The organism is Streptomyces sp. JLBT605, from assembly GCF_058215555.1.
The window spans coordinates 2,519,691-2,545,715 of the sequence record NZ_CM177087.1; the positions used below are offsets into that span (position 1 = coordinate 2,519,691).

Annotated in this window: 27 protein-coding genes; 10 read left to right on the forward strand and 17 right to left on the reverse strand. The window is 72.2% G+C overall.

Annotation, left to right across the window (positions count from 1 at the left end; all coding sequences use genetic code 11):
• The first annotated feature begins 68 nt into the window (after positions 1 to 68).
• Positions 69 to 1,331 (forward strand): nucleotide sugar dehydrogenase, encoded by a 1,263-nt coding sequence (locus tag AC4BDD_RS11215; protein ID WP_490690857.1) that lies wholly within the window; start codon positions 69 to 71, stop codon positions 1,329 to 1,331.
• A gap of 189 nt (positions 1,332 to 1,520) precedes the next feature.
• The gene (locus AC4BDD_RS11220) at positions 1,521 to 2,141 is read left to right on the forward strand and encodes a DedA family protein (RefSeq protein WP_490690858.1); all 621 of its coding nucleotides are present in this window, start codon (positions 1,521 to 1,523) and stop codon (positions 2,139 to 2,141) included.
• Here the strand turns inward: AC4BDD_RS11220 and AC4BDD_RS11225 are convergent.
• The gene (locus AC4BDD_RS11225; RefSeq protein ID WP_490690859.1) at positions 2,096 to 4,681 is read right to left on the reverse strand and encodes a DUF6049 family protein; all 2,586 of its coding nucleotides are present in this window, start codon (positions 4,679 to 4,681) and stop codon (positions 2,096 to 2,098) included. The genes AC4BDD_RS11220 and AC4BDD_RS11225 overlap by 46 nt on opposite strands.
• A 114-nt stretch (positions 4,682 to 4,795) precedes the next feature.
• Positions 4,796 to 6,016: a rod shape-determining protein gene (locus AC4BDD_RS11230; RefSeq protein ID WP_490690860.1), complete on the reverse strand. Its 1,221-nt coding sequence runs from the start codon at positions 6,014 to 6,016 to the stop codon at positions 4,796 to 4,798.
• A 102-nt stretch (positions 6,017 to 6,118) separates the two neighbouring features.
• On the opposite strand from AC4BDD_RS11230, the gene AC4BDD_RS11235 reads away from it, so the two are divergent.
• Both AC4BDD_RS11235 and AC4BDD_RS11240 read left to right on the forward strand, forming a co-directional pair.
• Positions 6,119 to 6,295 (forward strand): hypothetical protein, encoded by a 177-nt coding sequence (locus AC4BDD_RS11235; RefSeq protein WP_490690861.1) that lies wholly within the window; start codon positions 6,119 to 6,121, stop codon positions 6,293 to 6,295.
• Positions 6,296 to 6,542: 247 nt separating this feature from the next.
• Entirely contained in the window at positions 6,543 to 7,181 is a 639-nt protein-coding gene (locus AC4BDD_RS11240) for a hypothetical protein (RefSeq protein WP_490690862.1), read from the forward strand.
• A gap of 54 nt (positions 7,182 to 7,235) precedes the next feature.
• On the opposite strand, the gene AC4BDD_RS11245 is transcribed toward AC4BDD_RS11240, so the two are convergent.
• The 5 genes from AC4BDD_RS11245 to AC4BDD_RS11265 all read right to left on the reverse strand — a co-directional run bounded on the left by AC4BDD_RS11245 (position 7,236) and on the right by AC4BDD_RS11265 (position 12,540).
• The gene (locus AC4BDD_RS11245) at positions 7,236 to 7,718 is read right to left on the reverse strand and encodes a hypothetical protein (RefSeq protein WP_490690863.1); all 483 of its coding nucleotides are present in this window, start codon (positions 7,716 to 7,718) and stop codon (positions 7,236 to 7,238) included.
• Between the two features lie 356 nt (positions 7,719 to 8,074).
• Positions 8,075 to 9,205, reverse strand: coding sequence for a GuaB3 family IMP dehydrogenase-related protein (locus tag AC4BDD_RS11250; protein WP_490690864.1), 1,131 nt, complete (start codon positions 9,203 to 9,205; stop codon positions 8,075 to 8,077).
• A 108-nt stretch (positions 9,206 to 9,313) separates the two neighbouring features.
• Positions 9,314 to 10,816 carry an IMP dehydrogenase gene (gene guaB / locus AC4BDD_RS11255; RefSeq protein WP_490690865.1) on the reverse strand — a complete coding sequence of 501 codons (1,503 nt, stop codon included), beginning with the start codon at positions 10,814 to 10,816 and terminating at the stop codon, positions 9,314 to 9,316.
• A 142-nt stretch (positions 10,817 to 10,958) separates the two neighbouring features.
• Positions 10,959 to 11,561, reverse strand: a complete 603-nt coding sequence (locus tag AC4BDD_RS11260; protein ID WP_490690866.1) for a sigma-70 family RNA polymerase sigma factor — start codon at positions 11,559 to 11,561, stop codon at positions 10,959 to 10,961.
• Positions 11,562 to 11,928: 367 nt separating this feature from the next.
• Positions 11,929 to 12,540, reverse strand: a complete 612-nt coding sequence (locus tag AC4BDD_RS11265) for a response regulator transcription factor (RefSeq protein ID WP_003948568.1) — start codon at positions 12,538 to 12,540, stop codon at positions 11,929 to 11,931.
• 389 nt (positions 12,541 to 12,929) lie between these two features.
• On the opposite strand from AC4BDD_RS11265, the gene AC4BDD_RS11270 reads away from it, so the two are divergent.
• Complete coding sequence (locus AC4BDD_RS11270) at positions 12,930 to 13,244, forward strand: WhiB family transcriptional regulator (protein ID WP_490690867.1); 315 nt, start codon at positions 12,930 to 12,932, stop codon at positions 13,242 to 13,244.
• A gap of 135 nt (positions 13,245 to 13,379) precedes the next feature.
• Here AC4BDD_RS11270 and AC4BDD_RS11275 read toward each other — a convergent pair whose 3' ends face one another.
• Positions 13,380 to 14,291 (reverse strand): LysR family transcriptional regulator, encoded by a 912-nt coding sequence (locus AC4BDD_RS11275; protein ID WP_490690868.1) that lies wholly within the window; start codon positions 14,289 to 14,291, stop codon positions 13,380 to 13,382.
• A gap of 181 nt (positions 14,292 to 14,472) precedes the next feature.
• Between AC4BDD_RS11275 and AC4BDD_RS11280 the strand changes: the two genes are divergently transcribed.
• From AC4BDD_RS11280 to AC4BDD_RS11290, 3 genes are all read left to right on the forward strand, one after another.
• The gene (locus tag AC4BDD_RS11280) at positions 14,473 to 15,186 is read left to right on the forward strand and encodes an MOSC domain-containing protein (RefSeq protein ID WP_490690869.1); all 714 of its coding nucleotides are present in this window, start codon (positions 14,473 to 14,475) and stop codon (positions 15,184 to 15,186) included.
• Positions 15,187 to 15,306: 120 nt separating this feature from the next.
• Positions 15,307 to 16,086 (forward strand): SDR family NAD(P)-dependent oxidoreductase, encoded by a 780-nt coding sequence (locus tag AC4BDD_RS11285; RefSeq protein WP_490690870.1) that lies wholly within the window; start codon positions 15,307 to 15,309, stop codon positions 16,084 to 16,086.
• Positions 16,087 to 16,156: 70 nt separating this feature from the next.
• Positions 16,157 to 16,852: an ester cyclase gene (locus AC4BDD_RS11290; protein ID WP_490690871.1), complete on the forward strand. Its 696-nt coding sequence runs from the start codon at positions 16,157 to 16,159 to the stop codon at positions 16,850 to 16,852.
• A 168-nt stretch (positions 16,853 to 17,020) separates the two neighbouring features.
• Here AC4BDD_RS11290 and groL read toward each other — a convergent pair whose 3' ends face one another.
• Together groL and groES are read right to left on the reverse strand one after the other, a co-directional pair.
• Entirely contained in the window at positions 17,021 to 18,649 is a 1,629-nt protein-coding gene (gene groL / locus AC4BDD_RS11295; RefSeq protein ID WP_490690872.1) for a chaperonin GroEL, read from the reverse strand.
• Between the two features lie 108 nt (positions 18,650 to 18,757).
• Complete coding sequence (gene groES / locus AC4BDD_RS11300) at positions 18,758 to 19,066, reverse strand: co-chaperone GroES (protein WP_058046787.1); 309 nt, start codon at positions 19,064 to 19,066, stop codon at positions 18,758 to 18,760.
• Between the two features lie 236 nt (positions 19,067 to 19,302).
• On the opposite strand from groES, the gene AC4BDD_RS11305 reads away from it, so the two are divergent.
• Complete coding sequence (locus AC4BDD_RS11305; RefSeq protein WP_490690873.1) at positions 19,303 to 20,475, forward strand: THUMP-like domain-containing protein; 1,173 nt, start codon at positions 19,303 to 19,305, stop codon at positions 20,473 to 20,475.
• A 34-nt stretch (positions 20,476 to 20,509) separates the two neighbouring features.
• On the opposite strand, the gene AC4BDD_RS11310 is transcribed toward AC4BDD_RS11305, so the two are convergent.
• The 5 genes from AC4BDD_RS11310 to tsaB form a co-directional block, all read right to left on the reverse strand.
• Entirely contained in the window at positions 20,510 to 21,235 is a 726-nt protein-coding gene (locus AC4BDD_RS11310) for a hypothetical protein (RefSeq protein WP_490690874.1), read from the reverse strand.
• A 90-nt stretch (positions 21,236 to 21,325) separates the two neighbouring features.
• The gene (locus AC4BDD_RS11315) at positions 21,326 to 21,583 is read right to left on the reverse strand and encodes a hypothetical protein (RefSeq protein ID WP_490690875.1); all 258 of its coding nucleotides are present in this window, start codon (positions 21,581 to 21,583) and stop codon (positions 21,326 to 21,328) included.
• 7 nt (positions 21,584 to 21,590) lie between these two features.
• The gene (gene tsaD / locus AC4BDD_RS11320; protein ID WP_490690876.1) at positions 21,591 to 22,745 is read right to left on the reverse strand and encodes a tRNA (adenosine(37)-N6)-threonylcarbamoyltransferase complex transferase subunit TsaD; all 1,155 of its coding nucleotides are present in this window, start codon (positions 22,743 to 22,745) and stop codon (positions 21,591 to 21,593) included.
• Complete coding sequence (gene rimI / locus AC4BDD_RS11325) at positions 22,738 to 23,328, reverse strand: ribosomal protein S18-alanine N-acetyltransferase (protein ID WP_490691744.1); 591 nt, start codon at positions 23,326 to 23,328, stop codon at positions 22,738 to 22,740. Before rimI ends, tsaD begins: the two co-directional genes overlap by 8 nt.
• 59 nt (positions 23,329 to 23,387) lie before the next feature.
• Entirely contained in the window at positions 23,388 to 24,071 is a 684-nt protein-coding gene (gene tsaB, locus AC4BDD_RS11330) for a tRNA (adenosine(37)-N6)-threonylcarbamoyltransferase complex dimerization subunit type 1 TsaB (protein WP_490690877.1), read from the reverse strand.
• Positions 24,072 to 24,217: 146 nt separating this feature from the next.
• Between tsaB and AC4BDD_RS11335 the strand changes: the two genes are divergently transcribed.
• Positions 24,218 to 24,772, forward strand: a complete 555-nt coding sequence (locus AC4BDD_RS11335; RefSeq protein ID WP_490690878.1) for a hypothetical protein — start codon at positions 24,218 to 24,220, stop codon at positions 24,770 to 24,772.
• 15 nt (positions 24,773 to 24,787) lie between these two features.
• On the opposite strand, the gene AC4BDD_RS11340 is transcribed toward AC4BDD_RS11335, so the two are convergent.
• Both AC4BDD_RS11340 and tsaE read right to left on the reverse strand, forming a co-directional pair.
• Positions 24,788 to 25,108, reverse strand: coding sequence for a hypothetical protein (locus tag AC4BDD_RS11340; protein ID WP_490690879.1), 321 nt, complete (start codon positions 25,106 to 25,108; stop codon positions 24,788 to 24,790).
• Positions 25,109 to 25,347: 239 nt separating this feature from the next.
• Positions 25,348 to 26,001 carry a tRNA (adenosine(37)-N6)-threonylcarbamoyltransferase complex ATPase subunit type 1 TsaE gene (gene tsaE / locus AC4BDD_RS11345; protein ID WP_490690880.1) on the reverse strand — a complete coding sequence of 218 codons (654 nt, stop codon included), beginning with the start codon at positions 25,999 to 26,001 and terminating at the stop codon, positions 25,348 to 25,350.
• Between the last annotated feature and the right edge of the window lie 24 nt (positions 26,002 to 26,025).

Here is a 26,025-nt window from a genome sequence, read left to right on the forward strand (position 1 = left end):
GAGTCATATTTCCGCTTAGTCTGCATTTGCGCCATCCGGAATCGTCCCCGGGAAGGACGGCACACGACATGCCCGCTGACCTCGCCGTCATCGGCCTCGGCCACCTCGGCCTCCCGCTCGCCCAGGCCGCCACCGCCGCGGGCGTCCGCACCATCGGCTACGACCCCGATCCGGCGGCCGTGGCGGAGCTGCGGGCCGGCAGACCCCCGGAAGAGGGCTCGCTCTCCGCGGCCGCGATCCGCCGGATGGTCTCCGCCGGCTTCCGGGCCACCACCGACCCGGCCGAGCTCAGCCCGGTCCGTACCGCCGTGATCTGCGCGCCGACCCCGCTGGGCGAGGACCGGGCGCTGGACCTGACCGCGGTGGGCGAGGCGGCCCGCACGCTCGCCGCGCGGCTGCGCCCGCACACCACCGTCACGCTGGAATCCACCGTCTACCCGGGCGCCACGGAGGACTTCGTGCGGCCGATCCTGGAGCAGGGCTCCGGGCTGCGCGCCGGGCGCGACTTCCACCTGGCCTGCGCCCCCTGCCGGCTCGACCCGGGCAACCGGACGTACGGAATCGCCAACACCCCCAAGGTCATCGGGGGGCTCACCCCCGCCTGCACCGAGGCCGCCGCCGCCTTCTACGGGCGGTTGACGGAGAAGGTGGTGCGCGCCCGGGGCACCCGCGAGGCCGAGACCGTCAAGGTGCTGGAGACCAACTACCGGCACGTCAACATCGCGCTGGTCAACGAGATGGCGGTGTTCTGCCACGACCTCGGGATCGACCTGTGGGACGTGGTGCGCTGCGCCGAGACGAAACCTTTCGGCTTCCACGCCTTCCGGCCCGGCCCTGGGGTCGGCGGCCACGGCGTGCCCATCGACCCGAACCACCTCACCTACCCCGGCCGCAGCCTCGGCTACCCGCTGCGCATGGTGGAGCTGGCGCAGGAGGTCAACGGGCGGATGCCGCGCTACGTCACCCAGCGCTGCGCGGCGCTCCTCAACGAACACGGCAAGTCGGCGCGCGGCGCGCGGGTGCTGCTGCTCGGCGTGGCATACAAGGCCGACGTCGGCGAGCAGGAGGGGGCGCCCGCGCAGGAGATCGCCTCGCGGCTGCTGGAGCTGGGCGCCCAGCTCAGCTTCCACGACCCCTTCGTCGCGCAGTGGGAGGTGCTCGGCCGGCCGGTGCCGCGCGCCGACGCGCTGTACGAGGCGGCGGCGGAGGCGGATCTGACGGTGCTCCTCCAGCACCACCGCAGCTACGACCTCCAGGGGCTGGTGGTGAAGGCGCAGCTGCTGCTCGACACACGGGGCGCGAGCCCGGCGGGAGCCGCGCACCGCCTGTGAGCGCGGCCGCCGCCGGCAGGCGTCCGGCGGGCCGCCGCGACGCCGCGAAGGCCCATCAGGCATCTCCTCACGGCCGAAAGGCGCCGTTGTACGCCCGGAACGCCGGGTGTAAAATTCAATATCAGGTGAATTTTCGTCACCGATTCTGTCATCGATGAGGTACTGCCGGCCGAGGAAGGTACCGACGCGATGGACTGGCTGAGCGATCTGCTGCTGACCCTGCCGGGGTGGAGCGTCCTCGCCCTGGTGTTCCTCGTACCCGCCCTGGAAGCCGCCGCGATGCCCGGCGTGCTGATGCCCGGTCAGTCCACCGTCCTGATCGGCGGCGCGCTCGCCCACCTCGGCCGCGCCCCGCTCGCCTCGGTGCTGGTGGCGGCGGCCCTGGGCGCCATCGTCGGCCCCAGCGTCGGCTTCCTCATCGGCCGCCGGTGGGGGCACCGGATGACCGAGCGGCTCCCGCGCCGCCTGGTGTCCCCCGCCGACATGCGGCGCGCCGAGGCCCTGGTGCGCAAGCTCAGCGGTCCGGCGCTGATCGCCGCCCGGTTCGTCGCCCTGCTGCGCACCCTGGTGCCCGCGCTGAGCGGCCTGGCCGGCGTGGACTACCGGCGCTTCCTGCTGTGGAACACGGTCGGCGGCGTCATCTGGGCCGTCGGCAGCACGCTCGCCGGATTCCAGCTCGGTGACAGCTGGGCACAGCTGCGGGCCGGCGCCACCCTGGCCGGCTGGGCCGCCGCCGCGGCGCTGATACTCCTGCTGCTCCTCGGCTACGCGGCCCGCCGGGCGCGCCTGCGCCGGGCCCGACCCACCTGAACCACCACGACCAGCACGATCAGCGCGACCCCGCCCAGCACGATCGCGACCGCACCCGAGGAGACCGAGCGGACGTCGGCGACGAAGGTGGTCGGCTCACCCCACGGCTTGCCGTCCGCGGCGGTGTAGAGCTGCGCGGTCAGCCGGACCGGACCGTTGGCGTGCGCCCGCACCTCCACCCGCACCGTGCGGCTCGCCGCCCTGGACACCCGCGCGGCCACCGATCCGTCCACCACACTCAGCCGCTCCGGGCTGCTGGAGGTCACACGCACCTGCACGCCCGAGACGGACTGCTGCAGGGCGTTCTCGACGGTCACCGGGATGGTCGCGGAGTCCCCGGCCACCGTCACGGTCGACTTCGGCACCAGCCGCACCGAGGCCATCGACCCGGTCAGGAAGCCCGTCAGACCACCGATGTACGCCCGGCTCCCGGCGGGCCGCCCGCGCCAGGCGGTGGAGACCGCGCGCGCCAGGGCGGCCCGCACCGACGCGGTGGTGCGCTCCGCCTCGTCCAGCACCCTGGCCAGCGACCGCAGCCGCCGCTCGTCCCGGGCCACCGCCGCGAGCCGCCGGGAAGACAGCTCGGTGTGCCGCAGCGCGGACGGATACCCCGCCACCGGCACCACCGTGCCGGGCACCGGTCCGCGCAGCGCCGCCGACAGCCGGACCGGCTCCAGCCAGCCGGCCCGGGCACCATCGGTCAGCGCCCCGCCCAGCGCCCGGGCCGCGGTGGCGGTCATCCGGCGCGGCGGTACGACGACCAGCGCGCGCCGGGCGTTGGGGGCCTCCCTGACCACCGTCAGCGTCTCGGCGAGCAGCCGCTGCCGCCCGGGCACCACCGCCTTGCCGACGCCCTCGGCGAGCGCCTGGGTCAGCGTGGTGTCGTACGTCAGCGCCGTCAGCGTGGCGTCCGCCCCGCCACCGGACGCGCCGCCCGGCCGGGCACGTGGCCCGGGGCCCGAGCCGCCCACTGGCCAGGGGCCTGATCCAGCGCTTCGCTCGCCGCCCGAACCGGCACCCGAGCCGCCACCTCGCCCGCCGCCCGAGCCACCGCCTGACCCGCCACCTGGCCCGGGGCCCGAGCCGGGGCCCGGCCCGGCGTTCAGCGCCACCGGAGCGTCCTCGGTGGCGCCGGTGGCGCCTGGCTCGCCGATCAGCCCCTGCCCGGAGGCGAGCAGCGACCGCAGCCCCAGCTGCCCGGCCAGGGCGGTGATGGAGGCGTCCAGCGCCCCGTCCTCCGGCCACGCCAGATCCTGGCGCGCCTGGGTCCCCAGTGCCTCGTCGACCACCGTCCTACCCCACCGCAGCTGCCGGGCCCAGGCCGGCCGCGGCAGCCGCGGCGTCTGCCGGACCTCGCTGCCCTGCCTGCTCTGCCGGGCCTGCCGGGCCAGCTCGGCGCGGCCGCGGTGCGCCAGCGAGGCCAGGTCCGGATCGGCATACGGCAGCGCGACGACCTCCCGCCCCCGCACCGCGTCCTTGAGCTCGGCCAGCCAGTCGGCCGCGTCGCCGCCGCCCCGGCCCGCGGTGCTGTTCCGAGGGTCGGTGGTGTCCGGTGTGCGGGCCACCCGGTAGCCCTCCGCCATGGCCTCCGCCTGAACGATCAGATCCGGATCGACCACCCAGGTGACCGGCCGGCCCGCGCCGGCCCGGACCAGGTCGCGCAGCCGCCCGCCGGGCGCGAAGGAGTCCGCCAGCGCGTCGTCCCGGAAGACCGGCTGGGCGCCCTCCCCGGCGCCGAGCGTCAACGCCTGCATGTGCGGGACCTCGGTCAGCGGCCACAGCACCGTCGTGCGCAGCGGCTCGGCGGAGGCCGCGTCGCTCGGATACCAGGGCAGAAAGGTGCGGGCCAGCCCGCGGACCGCGTCCTTCCGGCCGGTCAGCGCCACGGTGAGGGGGTACGCGCCGGGTGTGTCCAGGCCCAGGGCGTCGACCGGCACCCGGAGCCGGAAGCCGGCCCGGGCGTGCGGTCCCAGTCGGGCCACCGGGTCCACCGGTTCGGCGATCTCCTTGCCGTCCGCAGCCGACAGCGCGCCGCGCGCCGCCACCGCGGCCAGCTCGCTGCGCGTGCCCAACGGCCCGGCCGGCCCGATCCGCACCCCCACCCGGGCCCCGGTGATCTCCTTGCCCGACCGGTTGACCAGCGTCCCGCTGACCGTGACGTCCCCTTCGTCCGCTCCCCCCGCCGCTCCCTCCGCGCCGGCCCCCTTCACCCCCGCCGCGCCCGGCACCGATGGAGTCACCGCCTCCAGCACGATCTCCACCGGGTACGGCGGCCGGCGCACCGCCCGGCGCGCAGGCGGCGCGAGCGGTGCGCCCGCAAGCGCCGCCCCCGGCGCGGGGGGCGCGCCGGGGGCGGTGGGCGGCGGAGACAGGTGCGCGGGGCCGAGCGCGCGGGGCGCCGTCGACGGGCGCGCGGGGGCGGGCGGCCCGGCGGACCGGGTGGGCGCGGCGCAGGCGGGCACCAGGAGCAGCGCGAGGGCCGTCAGCACCGCCCGCGCGCACACCCCGTCATGCGCCATCGCCGTCACCTCGACGTCCATCCGACCGGCCTTCCCCGGTATGGAACGAGCATGGCCAGCGGGCCGGAGCCGCGCGCGCCGACTACGGCAAACGCCATGCGCCGGACGACGACGCGGACGCGCGCGGCGGACGCGTCACAGACGCGCGCTCACGCCCATCGTCCGGGGCTTGGCGTCCAGCACCGTCTTGAGCGCGGCGAAGTCCTCCACGCAGCGGCCGGTACCCACCGCCACGCAGTTCAGCGGGTCGTCGGCGACGAGTACCGGAATGTCCAGCTCCTGGCTGAGCCGTACGTCCAGGCCACGCAGCAGCGCACCGCCGCCCGTCAGGACCATGCCCCGGTCCATGATGTCGCCGGCCAGCTCCGGAGGGGTCTCGTCCAACGTGGCGCGCACCGCCGCGACGATCGCGTCGACCGGCTCGGACAGCGCGTGCCGCACCTCGTCGGCGGTGATCTCCAGGAGCTTGGGCAGACCGCTGGCGTGGTCCCGGCCGCGGATGGTGCAGCGCTCCGGCGGCAGCAGACCCTGGGTCCGCTCCGCGTCGCTCTCCCCGCCGCCCTCGGCCTCACCGGCACCGGCTCCACCGAGGTCATCCGCCCCGACAGCACCGGCACCAGGGACGGAGTCCGGCAGCGTGATGTGCCGGGAGAGCGCCCGCTGGGCGAGGCCGGCCGCCGTCCAGCGGCCACCGGGCGAGGCCGAGCCGATGGTCATCTTGACCTCCTCGGCGGTGCGTTCGCCGATGGCCATGGCGTACTGCTTCTTGATGTACGCGATGATCGCCGCGTCCATCGCGTCGCCCGCGGTGCGCACCGAGCGGGCGGTGACGATGCCGCCCAGCGAGATGACGGCGACCTCGGCCGTGCCGCCGCCGACGTCCACCACCATGCAGCCGGTCGGCTCGCTGACCGGCAGCCCGGCGCCGATCGCCGCCGCCATCGGCTCCTCGACGAGATGCACCTGGCGGGCACCGGCCAGCGAGGCGGCCTCGATCACCGCGCGCCGCTCCACCCCGGTGATCCCGGACGGCACACAGACGACGACGCGCGGGCGGGCGAGCGCCCGGCCCCCGGTCACCTTCCGGATGAAGTGCCGCAGCATCCGCTCGGCGATCTCGAAGTCCGCTATTACGCCGTCCCGGAGCGGCCGGACGGCGACGATGTTCGACGGGGTGCGGCCGATGGTCTCCTTCGCGTCCGACCCGACCGACAGCACACTGCCGTCGACCGCGTTGACCGCGACCACCGACGGCTCGTTGAGCACCACTCCCCTCCCCCGTACGTACACCAGCGTGTTCGCTGTGCCGAGGTCGATACCCAAGTCTCGTCCGCTGAACGTCTTGCTTTGCGCCATAAGTTGACATTATTGCTTATGCCCGATTCCCCTCCCACCCCCGCCTCCCCCGGACTGCCCCGCGCTCTCACTCGACAGGGCGACCCCTGCTAGCGTTCGATCATGATCACGTCGACCGGAATCGCCCGCTCCCCCCTCGGCGTGTCGCCGGCCCAACCGGCGAGCGACGCGGTGCGGATGGGCGGCGCCGGTGTGGCACCCACCACGGATCCCCTCTTCCGGCGCTTCGACCTGGTGCTCGATTATTGGCGTGATCGCGCCTGGGCCGGAACGATCTGACGTTCTACCTCGTTGCGGGAGTGGAGAGTTACCTGGTCGTGTGACGCGGTGCCGAATAGCACCACTGAATCCCCATATACCGGACGGCATGTATCCGTCCGGTCCCAGGCGTGTCACGGACGCCTAGTACGACTTGTTGGATTGTCATGCCCTGCTGTTAGTTTGTGGCACGCACTTTCGCGCCGCACTCCACACCAACGTCCCCGGAGCGCGCGCGGTCCATCACCTTCTTCCCCGGGGGATTCTCGTGAGCCAGAACTGGCAGCAGCCTCAGCAGCCCCAGCAGCCGGGCGGGTACGGCTACCCGCAGCAGCCGCAGCAGCCCCAGTACGGCGGCGGCTTCCCGCCGCCCCCGCCGCCGGCCCCGCAGCCCCAGGGCAACGCCGGTCTGGCCATCGTCGCCGGCCTCGTCGCCGCGATCGTCGGCGGCTTCCTCTACGCGTTCCTGCTGAGCACCTTCGCCGACACCGATGGCCCGGAGCCGGAGGTCACCCAGTTCGCCTACGCCGGTGTCGCCCTCGGTGCACTGGTCGGCCTCGCCATCGCCAAGATCGGCGGTCGCAACACCGGCCTCTGGGTGGTCGGCGCCATTCTGGCCACCATCGGCGTATTCATCGGCGAGCTCTTCGGCTACGCCATGATCATGGCTGACGTCTTCGGCAACCACGAGCAGGAGCTGAAGATGATGGGCGAGGAAGCGCCCTCCGCCTTCGACCTCTTCACCCACCTCACCTCGCCGGTTCTCGACGCGAAGCTCCCGGACGGCTCCAGCTGGCCGAGCCTGTTCGACGGCTGGAAGGAAGACGCGGACGGCATCACCTGGGTGTTCATGGCCCTGTCGCCCGTCGCCGCCATCGGCACCGCCTACCGGGTCAGCAACAGCTGACACACCAGCACAAGAGGGAGGCCCCGGCCGATTCGGCCGGGGCCTCCCTTTTCGCTATAGGGGCTTCACCTGGTGGTCGTAGCAGAGGCCGACCGCCTTGTAGGATTTCCCGTCGGCGAAGGGCGCACGCCCGCCACCTATCTTCAAATAGGCTTTATATGACCTCACCTCGTAGAGCGGATGAGCCCACAAGTAACCGCGCTTGCCCCGCGGGACATGGAACGTGCCGGACATCGTCATGGTGCGCGTCTTGGTCACGTCGTACCCGACAGAGACCGAGAGCTCCTTGATGTCGACGCCAAACTGCGATGAGACCGTGTTGCTGACGCTCGTCGAGCCAGTCAATGTCAGGTCCATGGGACCGGGCCCGCGATCCTCTCCCACACGCTTCTTGCCACAGGTTCTGCCGAGGTACTTGATGTTCTTGTACTTGTATATATGCACCGTCCGCCGCGCCACATCCTCGTGACCGGCAGCGATAACCGCGGACTCGGACTTCTTCACCGGCTGGGCGTTCGCCGCGACTCCGGTGCCCATGGCTCCCGCGAGCACAGCTCCCGCAACCAACGTAGCCTTCGCTGCGCGGGTCGATATCAACCGCTTCGCTTTCACTGCCTCTTCCCCGTTTCACATGGCGAGGCTGCGGCCACCTGACGTGGCCGCTCCCCGAAGCTGATCAGTGAACACTTTCCCATCCCTGGTCACGGACGGGTTCATGGCAGACACACTATGCAATCGAGCGATCAAACGCCAAAGAGATCCGTCAAGTTTGAGGGTCACTTGAGCAATTCATCCTTCAAGTGAAAGTGACATTGCCCGAGTTGCATAAACGCCCGGCCGAGAAAATCTCGGCCGGGCGTTTGACGGAGAAAACCGCGCGCTCGCTCGTCGCGTCAGCGCTTGCCGTGCTCCGCGGAGGGGGCGACCGTCACCTCGACGCGCTGGAATTCCTTGAGGTCGGAGTAACCGGTGGTGGCCATCGCGCGGCGGAGGGCGCCGAAGAAGTTCATCGAGCCGTCGGGGGTGTGGGAGGGGCCGAGGAGGACCTCCTCGGTGGTGCCGACCGCGCCGAGGTTCATCCGCTTGCCGCGCGGCACGTCCTCGTGGACCGCCTCCATGCCCCAGTGGTGGCCGCGGCCGGGGGCGTCGGTGGCGCGGGCGAGCGGGGAGCCCATCATGACCGCGTCCGCGCCGCAGGCGATGGCCTTGGGCAGGTCGCCGGACCAGCCCACGCCGCCGTCGGCGATCACGTGGACGTAGCGGCCGCCGGACTCGTCGAGGTAGTCGCGGCGGGCGGCGGCGACGTCGGCCACCGCGGTGGCCATCGGGACCTGGATGCCCAGGACGTTCCGCGTGGTGTGCGCGGCGCCGCCGCCGAAGCCGACCAGGACACCGGCCGCGCCGGTGCGCATCAGGTGGAGGGCGGCGGTGTAGGTGGCGCAGCCGCCGACGATCACCGGCACGTCGAGCTCGTAGATGAACTGCTTGAGGTTGAGCGGCTCGGCGGCGCCGGAGACGTGCTCGGCGGAGACGGTGGTGCCGCGGATGACGAAGATGTCGACGCCGGCGTCCACCACGGCCTTGGAGAACTGGGCGGTGCGCTGCGGGGAGAGCGCGGCGGCGGTCACCACGCCGGAGTCGCGCACCTCCTTGATGCGCTGTCCGATCAGCTCTTCCTTGATCGGCTCGGCGTAGATCTCCTGCATCCGGCGGGTGGCGGTGCGCTCGTCCAGCTCGGCGATCTCGGCCAGCAGCGGCTCGGGGTCCTCGTACCGCGTCCACAGACCTTCGAGATTGAGCACGCCGAGGCCGCCCAGCTCACCGATCCGGATGGCGGTCTGCGGGGAGACCACCGAGTCCATGGGGGCGGCCAGGAACGGCAGCTCGAAGCGGTAGGCGTCGATCTGCCAGGCGATGGAGACCTCCTTCGGGTCCCGCGTCCGGCGGCTGGGGACGACGGCGATGTCGTCGAAGGCGTACGCCCGGCGGCCGCGCTTGCCGCGCCCGATCTCGATCTCAGTCACGTTCTGTGGCCTTTCCCTGAAAGTGTCTGCGGGTCCAGTATCCCCGACACGCGTGACGAAGCCCGCGACTGTCCACAGTCGCGGGCTTCCAGTCATACAAACTGGTTGTTACCGGCGCGAGTAGTTGGGCGCCTCGGTGGTCATCTGGATGTCGTGCGGGTGGCTCTCCTTGAGCCCGGCCGCCGTGATCCGCACGAAGCGGCCCTTCTCCTTCAGCTCCGGCACCGTGGCCGAGCCGACGTAGCCCATGGAGGCGCGGAGGCCGCCGACCAGCTGGTGGGCGACGGAGGACAGCGGGCCGCGGTAGGGCACCTGGCCCTCGATGCCCTCGGGGACGAGCTTGTCCTCGGAGAGCACGTTGTCCTGGAAGTAGCGGTCCTTGGAGTACGAGCGGGCCTGGCCGCGCGACTGCATGGCGCCCAGCGAGCCCATGCCCCGGTAGGACTTGAACTGCTTGCCGTTGATGAAGACCATCTCGCCCGGCGACTCCTCGCAGCCGGCGAGCAGGGAGCCCAGCATCACGGTGTCCGCGCCGGCCGCGATCGCCTTGGCGATGTCGCCGGAGTACTGCAGGCCGCCGTCGCCGATGAGCGGCACACCGGCCGCCTGGCAGGCCAGCCCGGCCTGGTAGATCGCGGTGACCTGGGGGACGCCGATGCCGGCGACCACGCGGGTGGTGCAGATGGAGCCCGGGCCAACGCCGACCTTGACGCCGTCCACGCCGGCGTCGATCAGCGCCTGGGCGCCGTCCCGGGTGGCGACGTTGCCGCCGACCACGTCGACGTCGATGTTGGACTTGATCTTGGCGATCATGTCGAGGATGCCGCGGCTGTGGCCGTGCGCGCTGTCCACGACCAGGAAGTCCGCACCGGCCTCGACCAGCGCCTGGGCCCGGTCGTACGCCTCGTCACCGACACCGACCGCGGCACCGACGATCAGCCGGCCGTCCGCGTCCTTGGCGGCGTTCGGGTACTTCTCGGCCTTGACGAAGTCCTTGACCGTGATCAGGCCCTTGAGCACGCCCGCGTCGTCGACCAGCGGCAGCTTCTCGATCTTGTGCCGGCGGAGCAGCTCCATGGCGTCCTCGCCGGAGATCCCGACCTTGCCGGTGACCAGCGGCATCGGGGTCATGACCTCGCGGACCTGACGGCTGCGGTCCAGCTCGAAGGCCATGTCGCGGTTGGTGACGATGCCCAGCAGCTTGCCCGCCGGGTCGGTCACCGGCACGCCGCTGATCCGGAACTTCGCACAGAGCGCGTCCGCCTCGTGCAGCGTGGCGTCCGGGCCGACCGTGATCGGGTCGGTGACCATGCCCGACTCGGAGCGCTTGACCAGGTCGACCTGGTTGGCCTGGTCCTCGACGGACAGATTGCGGTGCAGCACGCCGGCGCCGCCCTGGCGGGCCATCGCGATGGCCATCCGGGACTCGGTGACCTTGTCCATCGCGGCGGAGAGCAGCGGCACGTTGACCCGTACGTTCCGGGTGATCCTGGACGAGGTGTCGACCGCGTTCGGGAGCACCTCGGAGGCGCCCGGCAGCAGCAGCACGTCGTCGTACGTCAGCCCGAGCATCGCGAATTTCTCAGGCACCCCGTCGACGTTGTCAGTCATGACACCCTTCCAAATGGTCTTGCCCAGCGCGGACTCCCATGCTAACGGCCTGAGCAGGTGTCCCATTCCACAGCCGATGAGGACCGCGTCACTTGTATGTTTCTACGGAACCGCGGGGGCGTGCCGCGCCGTGCCGGACCGACTACTGCTCGGCGAGGGCGCGCAGCCTGCTCAGCGCACGGTGCTGGGCGACGCGCACCGCGCCCGGCGACATCCCCAGCATCTGACCGGTCTCCTCAGCGGTGAGCCCGACCGCCACCCGCAGCAGGACCAGCTCGCGCTGGTTCTCCGGGAGGTTGGCCAGCAGCTTCTTCGCCCACTCGGCATCGCTGCTGAGCAGCGCCCGCTCCTCGGGGCCGAGCGAGTCGTCCGGCTGCTCCGGCATCTCGTCCGAGGGCACCGCGGTGCTGCCCGGGTGGCGCATCGCGGCCCGCTGGAGGTCGGCGACCTTGTGCGCGGCGATGGCGACGACGAACGCCTCGAACGGCCGCCCGGTGTCGCGGTAGCGCGGCAGCGCGCACAGCACCGCCAGGCAGACCTCCTGGGCCAGGTCGTCCACGAAATGCCGGGCGTCTCCGGGAAGCCGGGAGAGCCGGGTCCGGCAGTAGCGGAGGGCGAGCGGGTGCACCCGGGCGAGCAGATCGTGGGTGGCGCGCTCATCCCCCTCGGCAGCGCGGCGAACCAGGGCACCGATCTCACCCCGGCCTGTGGCCACGGCTGACCCCAGGCTCTCGTCGTCACGCATCGGTCCATGGTGCCTTGGCATCAAACGTTCCACGGCACCGCCCTCGTAGTTGTGCACCGAACCGTTACGCGCCGGTGTCTTCGCACTCACGTCCCACGCCTCCCCCTTTCGGGTAAGCCCAACCCCGCGCCCAGAACTTCGCCGATACCTTGTGACCGTGCCGCACGGCGGCGGGCAGGTCGTGTCCGTCATGAGGTTCTTCCGGCCGAGTGAGTTTCCTCGGCCTGTGCCAGGGAGGGAGTCACACCTCAAGGATGCGGCATCGGATGAGCTTTCGGCGTATGCCCTCGACGTGACGAGGTCGCGGTGCGGGCCGCCGGGCGGCCGACTCGCACCGCGACCTCATCGCGCTGGACCCCGCACTGGGCTAGCGGACCAGGCCCCAGCGGAAGCCGAGGGCCACCGCATGGGCCCGGTCCGAGGCGCCGAGCTTCTTGAAGAGACGCCGGGCGTGGGTCTTCACGGTGTCTTCCGAGAGGAAGAGCTCCCGGCCGATCTCGGCATTGGACCGGCCGTGGCTCATGCCCTCCAGCACCTGGATCTCCCGGGCGGTGAGCGTCGGGGCGGCGCCCATCTCGGCGGACCGCAGCCGACGCGGGGCGAGCCGCCAGGTCGGGTCGGCGAGCGCCTGGGTCACGGTGGCGCGCAGCTCGGCGCGGGACGCGTCCTTGTGCAGATAGCCGCGGGCGCCCGCGGCGACCGCGAGCGCGACGCCGTCCAGGTCCTCGGCGACCGTCAGCATGATGATGCGCGCGCCCGGGTCCGCCGAGAGCAGCCGACGGACGGTTTCGACACCGCCCAGGCCGGGCATGCGCACGTCCATCAGAATCAGGTCCGAGCGGTCGGCGCCCCAGCGGCGGAGGACTTCCTCGCCGTTGGCCGCCGTGGTCACACGCTCGACGCCGGGCACGGTCGCGACCGCGCGCCGCAGCGCCTCTCGGGCAAGCGGGGAGTCGTCGCAGACGAGGACGGATGTCATGGCCGCCCTCCGCAGCTGATGCGCGTCACCTTGAGCCTCCAGGCTGGTACGTATCGTCACCGAGCGATTGATCGACTCGGACATCCGTCCGAGCGCTTGATCCATCAACCGCCTCCGCACTCTCAACGACGGTCACCCGAAAGAGTTACGGGGTCCGGCGGCCACCTTGAACACTCTACGTGAGGGAGTGGACACAGAGCAGCTTCATCGCATCTGTCGCGCCCGTTTCGAAGCCATGCCCGGTTCGGTGGCATTTGAGGACTTTGCTTCCAATCTGGTGCCATGTGTGGCTAGATTCGCCATGAGTCATATTTTCATCTGCTCACACAGCGGATGGGCGGTCCTGAGCACCGCGTCCACCGACCAGAACCACGAGGGGATAAGAAGCAATGGCCGATTTCTCCCGCCTACCCGGCCCCAACGCCGACTTGTGGGACTGGCAGCTGCTCGCCGCGTGCCGCGGGGTCGACAGCTCACTCTTCTTCCACCCCGAGGGCGAGCGAGGCGCGGCCCGCAGCGCCCGTGAGGCCTCGGCGAAGGAGGTCTGCATGCGCTGCCCGGTACGCGCCCAGTGCGCGGCGCACGCGCTGGCGGTGCGTGAGCCGTACGGCGTGTGGGGCGGCCTCACCGAGGACGAGCGCGAGGAGTTGATGGGGCGCGCCCGGCATCGGGTGATCGCGGCATCGGGTGCGTCGAATCCCTGAGGGGGTCGACGCACCTTCGCAGTGAAAAATCGTTTCTGCGCCTGACTGGAAGCGCCCGCCAGGAGCCGCGCTCGCCTGGACCCGTTCCTGCCTGGGCCCGCGTCCGCCGGGGCCACTTCGGCCCCGGCCCGCGGCTCAGCGGCGGGCCGCCAGCTCCAGGCGCTCCAGCGTGGCCGCCACCGCCGGCACCCGGGCGAGATCCGGCAGGGTCAGCGCGACCACCTCGCGCTGCACGGCGGGCTCGACCCGCACCGCCCGGGCGCCCTTGGCTCGTACCGACTCCAGCGCCAGCTCGGGGAGGACCGCCACCCCGAGCCCGGCGCCCACCAGGCCGATCACCGCCGGGTAGTCATCGGTCGCGAAGTCGATCCGGGGGGTGAAGCCGGCGTTCTCGCAGACCTCCACCAGGTGGCGGCGGCACCGCAGGCAGCCCGCGATCCACGGCTCCCCGGCCAGCTCGGCGATGCCCACCGACTCGGCCTCGGCGAGCCGGTGCCCCTCCGGGACGACCCCGACCAGCCGGTCCGAGAGCAGCGGGCGCACCACCAGGTCATCCCATTCGGCCTCGGCCGCCGGGTCCGAACCCCGGACCTCCGGGTAGCGGAAGGCCAGGGCGATCTCGCAGTCGCCCGCGCGCAGCATCTCCGCCGAGCGCGGCGGTTCGGCCTCGACCAGCGAGACCCGGGTGCCCGGGTGCGCGGCGCGCAGCCCGGCCAGCGCGGTGGGCACCAGGGTCGAGCTGCCGCTGGGGAAGGAGACCAGCCGGACCCGGCCGGCCCGCAGCCCGGCGATGGCCGCGACCTCCTCCTCCGCCGCGGTGAGCCCGGCGAGGATCCCGGCCGCGTGCCGCACCAGCGCCTCGCCCGCCTCGGTGAGCCGCATCTCGCGTCCGGTGCGGACCAGCAGCGGGGTGCCCACGGACTGTTCGAGGGCCTTCATCTGCTGGCTGACGGCGGGCTGGGTGCAGCCCAGGTCGCGGGCGGCGGCGGAGAAGGAGCCACTGGCGGCCACCGCGCGCAGCACCCGGAGATGACGTGCCTCGATCATGGCTCGAGCATAAGCGCCGCTTGGGGGTGGGCGGGAAAATCGGCCGGTCGCTTTTAGCCGGCGATCTTCGCCCGCGCCGCCGTGATCGTGCTCGGCGATCCCCGCCCGGCGGCTCCGCACACCGCTTGGGCGTGCGATTACCCGTTGGCGAGGGCGGGCGGGCGCCGCTTACCGTGCGGTCATGCACCTGATCTCCGTGAACCTCGCGCACCCGTACGCCTCGGAACACACCGACCTCGGCCTCACCGGCATCGACAAGCGACCCGCGACCGGGCCGGTGGCGGTGGCCGCGCCCGGCCCCAAGGGCGTCGGCGGCAGCGGCGTGGCCGGGGACACCATCTGCGATCTGCGTCACCACGGCGGCGAGCACCAGGCGGTCTACGCCTACGCCCGGGAGGATCTGGACGACTGGGAGCGGGCGCTCGGCCGCGAGCTGCCCGGCGGGGTGTTCGGCGAGAACCTCACCACCAGCGGCCTGGAGGTGAGCGGCGCGCTGATCGGCGAGCGCTGGCGGATCGGCCGCGATCTGGTGCTGGAGGTCACCTCGCCCCGCATTCCGTGCCGCACCTTCGCCGGCTGGCTCGGCGAGAAGGGGTGGGTGAAACGGTTCACGGAGGCCGCCGCCCCGGGCGCGTATCTGCGGGTGGTCCAGCCGGGCGAGATCCGGGCCGGGGATCCGATCGAGATCGTGCACCGGCCGGACCACGAGGTGACGGTGGCCTTCCTGTTCCGCGCCAGGACCACCGAACGGGCGCTGCTGCCCCGGGTGCTGGCGGCCGGTGAGGCGCTGAACCCCGAGTCCCGGCTGAAGGCGGAGGCGTACGCGGCGAAGACGTCGCCCGGACCCATGTCGCCCGGATCCACGTCGTCCGGAAGCATGCCGTCCGGAAACTGAACCTTTCACCCGGTCCGGGCCCCGGGCCGCGGGCGTGTCAGCCGTCCATCGAGCTGACAGCCCGCCAAGTCCCGGGCCCTGCCCCGCCTGCCGCACGACCGGCACGGCTACCGTGCGTCCATGACGACTGCACTGATTACCGGATCCACGGCGGGCATCGGCGCCGCGTTCGCGCGCCGGCTCGCCGCCGAAGGGCACGACCTGGTGCTGGTGGCGCGGAATGAGCCGCGGCTGCGGGAGCAGGCCACCGAACTGCACGACCGGCATGGCGTGGAAGTGGAGGTACTGCGGGCCGACCTGTCCGAGGACGACGGGATCGCGGCGGTCGAGGCCCGGGTGTCGGACGCCAAGCGTCCCGTCGATCTGCTGGTGAACAACGCGGGGTTCGGCCATCGCGGCCACTTCCTCGAAGTGCCGGTGGCCGACGAGCTGACGATGCTGAAGGTGCACTGCGAGGCGGTGCTGCGGCTCACCACCGCGGCCCTGGGCCCGATGCGGGAGCGGGGGCGCGGCGGGATCGTCAACGTCGCCTCGGTGGCGGCGTTCGTGCCGCGCGGCACCTACGGGGCCAGCAAGGCATGGGTCGTGCAGTTCACCCAGGGGGTGGCCCGGGACGTGGGCGCTCCCGGGGTCCGGCTGATGGCGCTCTGCCCCGGCTTCGTTCGGACCGAGTTCCACGAGCGGGCCGGGATGGGCACCGACAACGTGCCCAACTGGATGTGGCTGGACGCGGACAAGCTGGTCGCCACGGCGCTGAAGGACCTGGCGCACGGCAAGACGCTGAGCATTCCCGACCCTCGGTACAAGGCGCTGATGGGCGTGGTGAAGCTGGTGCCGCGCCGGGCGCTGACCGGGGTCTCCTCGCGCGCCGGGCGGCGTTACGGACCCGGCAGGCCCTGATCCGAGCGGGCTACCGGGCCGGGCATACCGCCATAGACTGGTCATGGGGCATCCCGTACCAGGAGGCGCCATGACATTCGTACAGATCATCGATTGCAAGACCGACAAGCTGGAAGAGCTCAACCGGCTCATGGACACCTGGGTCGAGCACACCCAGGGCAGGCGGACGGCGACGCACTCGATCGTCGGCTCGGACCGGTCCGATCGCTCGCATGTCATCGAGATCGTGGAGTTCCCGTCGTACGAAGAGGCGATGCGGAACTCGCAGATGCCGGAGACGGATCGGATCTTCCGGGAGATGGTCGCGCTCTGCGACGAGATGCCGATGTTCACGGACCTCGATGTGGTCCGGGACGAGCAGCTCAACAAGGCGATGGCGCGCCGCTTCTTCGAGGAACTGGCCGGGGGCGACTACGTCGGGTTCGACGAGGTGGTCGCCGAGGACTACCACGACCACGACCAGGCCAACGAGCGGGACACGATGGGCCGCAACGGCTTCCGCCAGGAGGTCGCCGGCTACCGCCAGGCGTTCGACTTCGACTTCCTGGTCGAGGACCAGATCGCCGAAGGCGACCGGGTGGTGACCCGGTGGAGCTGGCGCGGGACCCACACCGGCGACTTCAAGGGGATACCGGCCACCGGCCAAGAAGTGACGATGACCGGCACCACGACCTTCCGCTTCCAGGACGGAAAGATCGCGGAGGGCTGGTGGAACTGGGACAACCTCAAGCTGATGCGCGAGCTGGGCGCCGTGCAGACGCGGTGAACCCGCCCGCCGGGCACCGCGCGCACGGCGGGCGCGGCACGCGGTGACGCGGCCCGGGCGCGGGTGGCGCGGACATGGGCGAGGCCCGGATTCCCGTGCGGGAATCCGGGCCTCGGCCGGATGAGTGCCTGGCTCAGTGAGAGCGCCGGCTCAACTGAAGCGCCTGGCTCAGTGGGCGTGGCCGTGACCGTGGCCGTGGCCCGCGGCGGCCTCTTCCTCTTCCTTCTTCTCCACCACGAGGGTCTCGGTGGTGAGCAGCAGGGAGGCGATGGAGGCGGCGTTCTCCAGCGCGGAGCGGGTGACCTTGACCGGGTCGATGACGCCGGACTTCACCAGGTCGCCGTACTCGCCGGTGGCGGCGTTGAAGCCCTCGCCCTTGTCGAGCTCGGCCACCTTGGCGGTGATCACGTAGCCCTCGAGGCCGGCGTTCTCGGCGATCCAGCGCAGCGGCTCGACGGCGGCGCGGCGGACCACGGCGACACCGGTGGCCTCGTCGCCGTCCAGGCCCAGGTTGCCCTCGAGCACCTTGACGGCGTGCACGAGCGCGGAGCCACCGCCGGAGACGATGCCCTCCTCGATCGCGGCGCGCGTCGCGGAGATGGCGTCCTCCAGACGGTGCTTCTTCTCCTTGAGCTCGACCTCGGTGGCGGCACCGACGCGGATCACGGAGACACCGCCGGCCAGCTTGGCGAGGCGCTCCTGGAGCTTCTCGCGGTCCCAGTCGGAGTCGGTGGCCTCGATCTCGGCCTTGATCTGCGCGACGCGACCGGCCACGTCGTCCGCGTTGCCCGCACCGTCGACGATGGTGGTGTCGTCCTTGGTGACGGTCACGCGGCGGGCGGTGCCCAGCACGTCCAGACCGGCCTGGTCGAGCTTGAGGCCGACCTCCTCGGCGATGACGGTGGCACCCGTGAGGGTGGCGATGTCACCGAGGATCGCCTTGCGGCGGTCGCCGAAGCCGGGGGCCTTGACGGCCACCGCGTTGAAGGTGCCGCGGATCTTGTTGACGACCAGCGTGGACAGCGCCTCGCCGTCCACGTCCTCGGCGATGATCAGCAGCGGCCGGGAGCCACCCGCCTGGATGACCTTCTCCAGCAGCGGCAGCAGGTCCTGGATGGAGGAGATCTTGCCCTGGTTGATCAGGATGTACGGGTCGTCCAGGACGGCCTCGAGACGCTCCTGGTCGGTGACGAAGTACGGGGACAGGTAGCCCTTGTCGAAGGCCATGCCCTCGGTGAAGTCCAGCTCCAGGCCGAAGGTGTTGGACTCCTCGACGGTGATGACACCGTCCTTGCCGACCTTGTCGATCGCCTCGGCGATCAGGTCGCCGACCTGCTTGTCCTGGGCGGACAGCGCGGCGACGGCGGCGATGTCGGACTTCTCGTCGATCGGGCGGGCGGTCGCCAGGAGGTCCTCGGAGACGGCCTTGACGGCCGCGTCGATGCCCTTCTTCAGGGCGGCCGGGGAGGCGCCGGCGGCGACGTTGCGCAGACCCTCGCGGACCAGCGCCTGGGCCAGCACGGTGGCGGTGGTGGTGCCGTCACCCGCGATGTCGTTGGTCTTGGTCGCCACCTCCTTCACCAGCTGGGCGCCGAGGTTCTCGTACGGGTCCTCGACCTCGACCTCGCGGGCGATGGTGACACCGTCGTTGGTGATGGTCGGGGCGCCGAACTTCTTGTCGATGACGACGTTGCGACCCTTGGGGCCGATCGTCACCTTCACGGTGTCGGCAAGCTTGTTGACGCCACGCTCGAGGGCGCGACGGGCGTCCTCGTCGAACTTCAGGATCTTCGCCATGGGAGCTCTCCAGGTCCTCTCACAAAGAACTGCGCCCCTGCCCCCGGCCACGCATTGAGCGGCAGACGCGGGAACCAGGGGCGCAGATCACAAGCAAACTTCGGTGACTTACTTCTCGATGATCGCGAGCACGTCGCGAGCCGAGAGGACGAGGTACTCCTCGCCGTTGTACTTCACCTCGGTGCCGCCGTACTTGCTGTAGAGCACGACGTCGCCGACGTTGACGTCGAGCGGAAGGCGGTTGCCCTCCTCGAAACGGCCCGGGCCCACGGCCAGGACGACGCCCTCCTGGGGCTTCTCCTTGGCGGTGTCCGGAATGACCAGGCCAGAGGCCGTGGTCTGCTCGGCGTCCAGCGGCTGGACCACGATGCGGTCCTCGAGCGGCTTGATGGCAACCTTGGAGCTGGCGGTCGTCACGATCCGACCTCCCCCTTCGGAGATCTCACGGGGTTAACTGTCTGAGGTGGCGACCAGGTGGATCCGTCGTCGCGGGTGCCGGACCTGCCCGTCGCGCTGCTGGCACTCCACGGTGTGGAGTGCCAGCCCCGAGACTAGGACGCGGTTAGCACTCAGTCAACTAGAGTGCCAATCCGTCGGGCGCGTCACGATCCGCGCGCGCCCCCACCACGGCCGCGCACGGGGAGAATGAGCGGGTGGATGTTGACGCCTTCGAACGACTGCTCACCCCCGAGGGGCAGCGGCTGCTGACCGAGCTGCGGGACTTCGACCCCGGCCAGGAGCTGGCCACCGCCACCCGGCTGCGCCGCGAGCACCCGGCCGAACTGGTCTCGGCGGCGCTCGGCCAGGCCCGGCTGCGGCAGCGGGCGGAGGCGAAGTTCGGGGACGACGCCTACCGGATGTACTTCACCCCGAACGGCCTGGAGCAGTCCACCCGCGTGTCGGTGGCCCGCTACCGCGCCGAGCGCTTCGCCGCGCACGGACCGGTGGAGGTGCTGGACCTGTGCTGCGGCATCGGCGGTGACGCGCTCGCCCTCGCCCGGCGCGGCTTCGTCGTCCCGGCCGTCGACCAGGACCCGCTGACCTGCGCGGTGGTGCGGGCGAACGCGGCGGCGCTGGGCGTGTCGGAGCTGCTGATCCCGGTCTGCGCCGATGTCACCACCTACCCGGAGGCCAGGGGGTACGAGGCGGTCTTCATCGACCCCGCGCGGCGCGGCGGCCGCGGCCGGATCTTCGACCCGGAGGCGTACTCACCGCCGCTGTCCTGGGCGGTGGAGACCGCCCGTACGGCCCAGTTCGGCGCCATCAAGATCGCGCCGGGCATCCCGCACGAGGCGATCCCGGACGAGGCCGAGGCGGAGTGGATCTCGGACGGCGGCGACGTGAAGGAGGCCGTGCTGTGGTTCGGCGCCGAACCCGGCGTGCGGCGGGCGACCCTGCTGCCCCAGGGCGCCTCGCTGGTCGGCCGCGGCCTCCCCGATCCGCAGGTACGCCCGGTCGGCCGCTATCTGTACGAGCCGGACGGCGCGGTGATCCGCGCGCACCTGGTCGCCGAAGCCGCCGAAGAGGTGGACGGCGGGCTGATCGACCCGACCATCGCCTACATCACCTCCGACACGCTGCGGCCCACCGCCTGGTCGACGCCGTACGAGATCACCGATGTGCTGCCGTTCAACGTCAAGCGGCTCAAGGCACTGCTGCGGGAGCGCGAGGTGGGCGTGGTGACGGTGAAGAAACGCGGCTCGGCGGTGGAGCCGGAGGAGCTGCGCAGGAAGCTCAAGCTCGCCGGTCCCAAGGCGTGCACCGTCTTCCTCACCCGGGTGGCCGGTGCCCCGAGCATGCTCCTGGGCCACCCCGCCGCGCCCTGACCGGACCGCCAGGGCCGGCCGTGGGCGCGGGCGGTCAGCGGTGGGCGCCGCCGCCGGGGCGGGGCGGGAGACTGAGCTCGCGGACCACCAGGCGGTAGTAGTCGACGGCCTTGACCAGGCCCAGCGTGCCGCAGGACGCGAGGATGACCGCCAGACCCAGGCCGGCCGGGTAGACGGCCTGCTCGTCGAGGGTGGCGGCCAGGGTCACCGCCCCCAGGGTCGCACCGGTGCAGGCGAGCGCCATCGAGCACAGCAGCCAGAGCAGGGCGCGCCCGGGGCGGTGCCAGCGGGGGCGATGCTGCGGCCGGCGGGCCGCCACCGCCCAGCCGCGCAGCGCGGCCCGTACCCCGAGGTCCTCCCGGACACCGTCGGCGAGGGCGAGCGCGGACGGCACCATCATGGCCGCCGCGAGGAGCAGCAGCATCCCGCCGACCACCACGTTGAACAGGTCGCCTTCGAGCAGATAGCCGATGCCCGGCGAGGCGATCGACCAGCCCAGCGCCAGCAGCCCGGTCAGCAGCAGGAACCACAGGGCGCGCAGCCGGTCCAGGTACCGGTGGGCCAGCCCGGCCAGAACACGGCTCCGGTCGGCGAGCAGCGCCTCGCGTTCGGGCCCGTCGGCGGGTATCTCCGACGGCGGCGATATCTCCGGGTCCGACGGGTCGGGCAGGTCGAGGTCCGATATACCGGGGTCCGATATGCCGGGGTCTGCTGTGCCGGGGTCCGACGGCGACGGCGGGAGGGGCGTGCTGGCGGTCATCCGGTCAGTCTCTCTGTGCCCCCATCCGGGCGCGCAGCCGGGCCCCCGCATGGAGCGCCTTCCTCCGGTGGCTGCTCCCCTACGGCTTCCCTACGACTCCCCCACGGCCTCGAACCGCCACCGGTGCACCGGGCGCGTGGTCAGCCCGGTCTCCGGCTCGGGGAGCTCGGGCAGGGGCGCGTCGTACGCCGCGTCCCACCAGGTGATGACCAGGACCCGGTCCTCGGGGGCGCGGAAGGTCTCCCGGCGCAGCGGGGCGGGGCGCAGCGGCTGGCGATCGACCCAGGCGAGCAGCTCCGCGCCCCGGCTCTCCGGGGCGCGGGCCTCCCACATCAGCGCGACGGTCATGCGGCCCTCATGAGTACAGGTTGTCCTTGCTCAGCTCGTGGAAGTGGTCGTGCGAGTGGGCCGCCCCGGAATGCGCGTGACCGTCGTCGTCGTGGTGGTGGGTGCCGGGGACGTGCGGGTCGGTGACCGGCAGGGAGGAGTCGGCCGACAGGTCCCAGCTGGAGGCGGGGCGGTTGCGGGCGACCATCTCGGCGCCCAGTGCCGCGACCATCGCGCCGTTGTCGGTGCACAGCTTGGGGCGCGGGACGCGCAGGGTGATGCCCGCGTCCTCGCAGCGGCGCTCGGCCATCGCGCGCAGCCGGGAGTTGGCCGCCACGCCACCGCCGATCATCAGGTGGTCGACGCCGTTGTCCTTGCAGGCGCGGACCGCCTTCCGGGTGAGGACGTCGACGACGGCCTCCTGGAAGGAGGCGGAGACGTCGGCGACGGGGACCTCCTCACCGGCGGCGCGCTTGGCCTCGATCCAGCGGGCGACGGCGGTCTTCAGGCCGGAGAAGGAGAAGTCGTAGATGGGGTCGCGGGGGCCGGTGAGCCCGCGCGGGAACCTGATCGCGTCCGGGTCGCCGTCGCGCGCGATGCGGTCGATGACCGGGCCGCCGGGGAAGCCGAGGTTGAGCACCCGGGCGATCTTGTCGAACGCCTCGCCGGCCGCGTCGTCGATGGTCGAGCCGAGCGGCCGCACGTCGCTGGTGATGTCGGGCGCCAGCAGCAGCGAGGAGTGGCCACCGCTGACCAGCAGGGCCATGGTGGGCTCCGGCAGGGCGCCGTGCTCCAGCTGGTCGACGCAGATGTGCGAGGCGAGGTGGTTGACGCCGTAGAGCGGCTTGCCCAGCGCGTAGGCGTACGCCTTGGCGGCGGAGACGCCGACCAGCAGGGCGCCGGCGAGGCCCGGGCCGGCGGTCACCGCGATGCCGTCGAGGTCGGAGGCGGCGACGCCGGCCTCCTTCAGCGCCCGCTGGATGGTGGGGACCATGGCCTCCAGGTGGGCCCGGGAGGCCACCTCCGGGACGACGCCGCCGAAGCGGGCGTGCTCGTCCACGCTGGAGGCGACCGCGTCGGCGAGCAGGGTGTGTCCGCGGACGATGCCGACGCCGGTCTCGTCGCAGGAGGTCTCGATGCCGAGGACGAGAGGCTCGCTGCGGAAGCGGCGTGAGTCAGCCATGGTTCTGTGTTCCTTGCGCTTCTGGATCAGGGACCGAGGGCGGGGTGGCGGGATCCGGCCGGGCCGGGGTGGCGGGGCCCGGCAGTCGGGCCGGGGTGACGGCGTCCGGCGGCCCGGCCGGGGCGGCGGGCGCGGGCGGGCTCGCGGGGTCGGACAGGCGCATCACCAGCGCGTCGACGTTGCCCGGCTGGTAGTAGCCCTTGCGGATGCCGACGGGGGCGAAGCCGAAGCGTTCGTAGAGGCGCTGGGCCCGTATGTTGTCCACGCGCACCTCCAGCAGCACCTCATGGCATTCGAAGTCGGTGGCGGCCTGGATGAGGTCGGTGAGGAGCCGGGCGCCGAGGCCGGTGCCCCAGTGGTCGCGGGCGGCGCCGATGGTCAGCACGTCTCCGGTGCCGTCGATGGCGGCCAGTCCGGCGTACCCGACGATCCGCCCGCCGGCCTCGGCGACGACGTAGTGCCGGGTGGCGAACGGGCCGCGCGACTGCGCAAGATCGGACCAGAACATGCCCGCGGACCAGGCGTCCTCGGGGAACAGGTCCAGCTCCAGCTCCAGCACCGGCTCGATGTCCCACCAGCGCATCTCGCGCAGTACGGCGCTCTCGCCACCGGCGGCGGAGCCGGTCACCCCCTCCGCGCCGCTCACGACGGGGTGACCACCTTGTAGTTGGCCGGCACCTGCGCGTCCGGGCGGCGCAGATACAGCGGCCGGTCCGGCAGGAAGCCGCCGGAGGCCACCGACTCGCCCGCGGCGAGCTTCTCGGCGGCCAGCGAGGCCAGCGCGCCCGCCGACTGGTGCTCCGGGCTCCCCGGCGGCACCTCGCCGAAGGAGTCCGGGTAGAGCAGGGCGCCCGCGCCGACCGCGGGCAGCTCCGCGACCCGCTCGGCGATCTCGGCGGGCCGGTCCACCGCGGGCTCGGTCACGCGCTCGCGCGGCGAGTCGTAGCGGGCCCAGTAGACCTCCTTGCGCCGCGCGTCCGTCGCGACGACCAGCGGCCCGTCCAGGCCCGCCTGCCCGGCGGCGTAGGCGATGCCGTCCAGGGTGCACAGCCCGAGGACCGGGACGTCCAGGGCCGCTCCGAAGGTGGCCGCGGTGACCAGGCCGACGCGCAGCCCGGTGTAGGGGCCGGGGCCGACGCCGACGACGATGCCGGTCAGCTCCGCGAGGGTCCGGCCGGCCTCGCTCAGCACCTGGTCGACGGCGGGCAGCAGCAGCTCGCCGTGGCGCCGGGCGTCGGTCCGGGTCACCTCGGCGATGACGTGCGTGCCGTCGTGCAGGGCGGCGGTGACGGCTGGGGTGGCGGTATCAAGGGCGAGCAGCAACACGAGAACAAGCCTACGGCGCGCCGGACACCGCCAGTCGCCTGGCATGAAAGAGCACACAAGCCGTACAAGCACATCGGTGGGGCCGCCGAGTGCTACGGTCACCGTTGGGAGTTACGGGAGTACGGTCGCAGAGAAGGTGACGGAGCGTGGGACGCAGTAGCGCCGGGCCGGCCGTCGCGGGGCTCACCGCGGTGGCGCTGGCAGCCGTCGGCTTCCTCGCCTATCAGGCCCAGGCGACCGCCCCGGACCACCCCACCCAGGCCCGCGCGGATTCCCACACCAGCAGCCCCAAGGGCGGCGGCAAGGACAAGCAGGCGGCGAAGAAGGTGCCCGCCGACTCGGGCACCGGCAAGCGCGTCGTCTACTCGCTCGACGCCAAGCGGGTGTGGCTGGTGGGCGCGGACGGGCGCCTGCAGCGGTCCTTCCCGGTGGCGCCCAGCTCGGTGGACCCCGACCCGGGGGCGTACGGGGTGACCTCGCGCTCGCTCGGCCTCGTCGGCTCGGACGGTGTGCAGGTCGAACATGTCATCGTCTTCCACCAGGAGGACGGCATAGTGTTCGGCTTCAGCGCGTCCCTGGACGGCTCCACGCCCAACCCGAACGCGAAGAAGAAGACCGGTGGTATCCGGGAGAGCCGGGTCGACGGCAACGCGATGTGGGACTTCGCGGTGGTCGACACCAAGGTGGTCGTCGTCCCGTAGTTCCACCCGTGTGGGTTACGCGGCGTCCCGGTCCTGGCGCCGGTCCTGCGCCTGCCCGTGGCCGTGATCCTGCCGGTGGCCCTGATCCGGCCCGTGGTTCTGGTTCCGCCCGTGCCCCTGGCTGCGTCCCTGCTCCTGATCGCCGGGCCCGTGGCCGAGGTGCTCGCCCCGCGCTTCCGCGCCCTTGGGCGGCGTGGAGACGGCGGTGGCCGCGGCACAGGAGGCCAGCAGATCCCGCATCGAGGGCTGCTCGTCACGCGCCTGGTCGCGCGCGTCGTCATGGTCGCGGTCCCGGCCGGGCCGGACCGGCGCGGCAGGGGGCTTGTGCGCCGACATGGATGCCTCCTGGGAGCCGGGAAGTCCTTGAGGGGCCTGGGAAGCCCAGACTGCTAAGTTAGGCACACCTAACTAAGCCCTCTCTCCATGTGACCACGCCCGGCGCCGCCTGCGCAACATCTTCCCGACGGCTTGTCGGAATCTATGAGAGGCGCGGGGAGCCGGGCACGCGCCCGGGACTCATCCGGCGAGCCGGGCTCTCGGGCGAGCCCGGCTCATCCGGACAGTGCGGCCCCGGGTCATCCGGCGAGTGCGGACAGCTCCGTACCGGCCCACCGCTTCCCGATCCCGGTCAGCGTGACCTCGCGCAGGTCGTCGGCGGTCGGATCGTCGGCGGCGACGGCGTCCGCGCCGACCGCCCGCGCGATGACCACGTGCAGCCGGTCGTCGGAGAGCTCCTCGACCTTGCCCTCGCCCCACTCCACCGCGATCACCGAATCCGGCAGCGACACGTCCAGGTCGAGGTCCTCCATCTCATCGAGCCCACCACCGAGCCGGTAGGCGTCGACGTGGACCAGCGGCGGGCCGTCGACGAGGGAGGGGTGGACGCGGGCGATGACGAAGGTCGGGGAGGTGACGGCGCCCCGGACCCCCAGGCCCTCGCCCAGGCCCCGGGTCAGCGTCGTCTTGCCGGCGCCCAGCTCGCCGGTGAGCAGCACCAGGTCACCGGGGCGCAGCAGGGTGGCGAGTCTGCGGCCCAGCTCACGCATCTGCTCGGCGGTGGTGATGGTGAGCCGCGCGGTGGCGCGGCCCGGCTCGGCGCCCGTCGCGGGCTCGGGGATGGTCACGGGCGCGGCCTCGGGGGCGGATCCGGCCGGGCCGGCGCCGGATGCGGCGGGCGCGGTGCCGGATTCGACAGGGGCGGTTCCGGATGCGGCGTGCGGGTGGTCCATATCGGCCGATGGTACGGCCCTGGG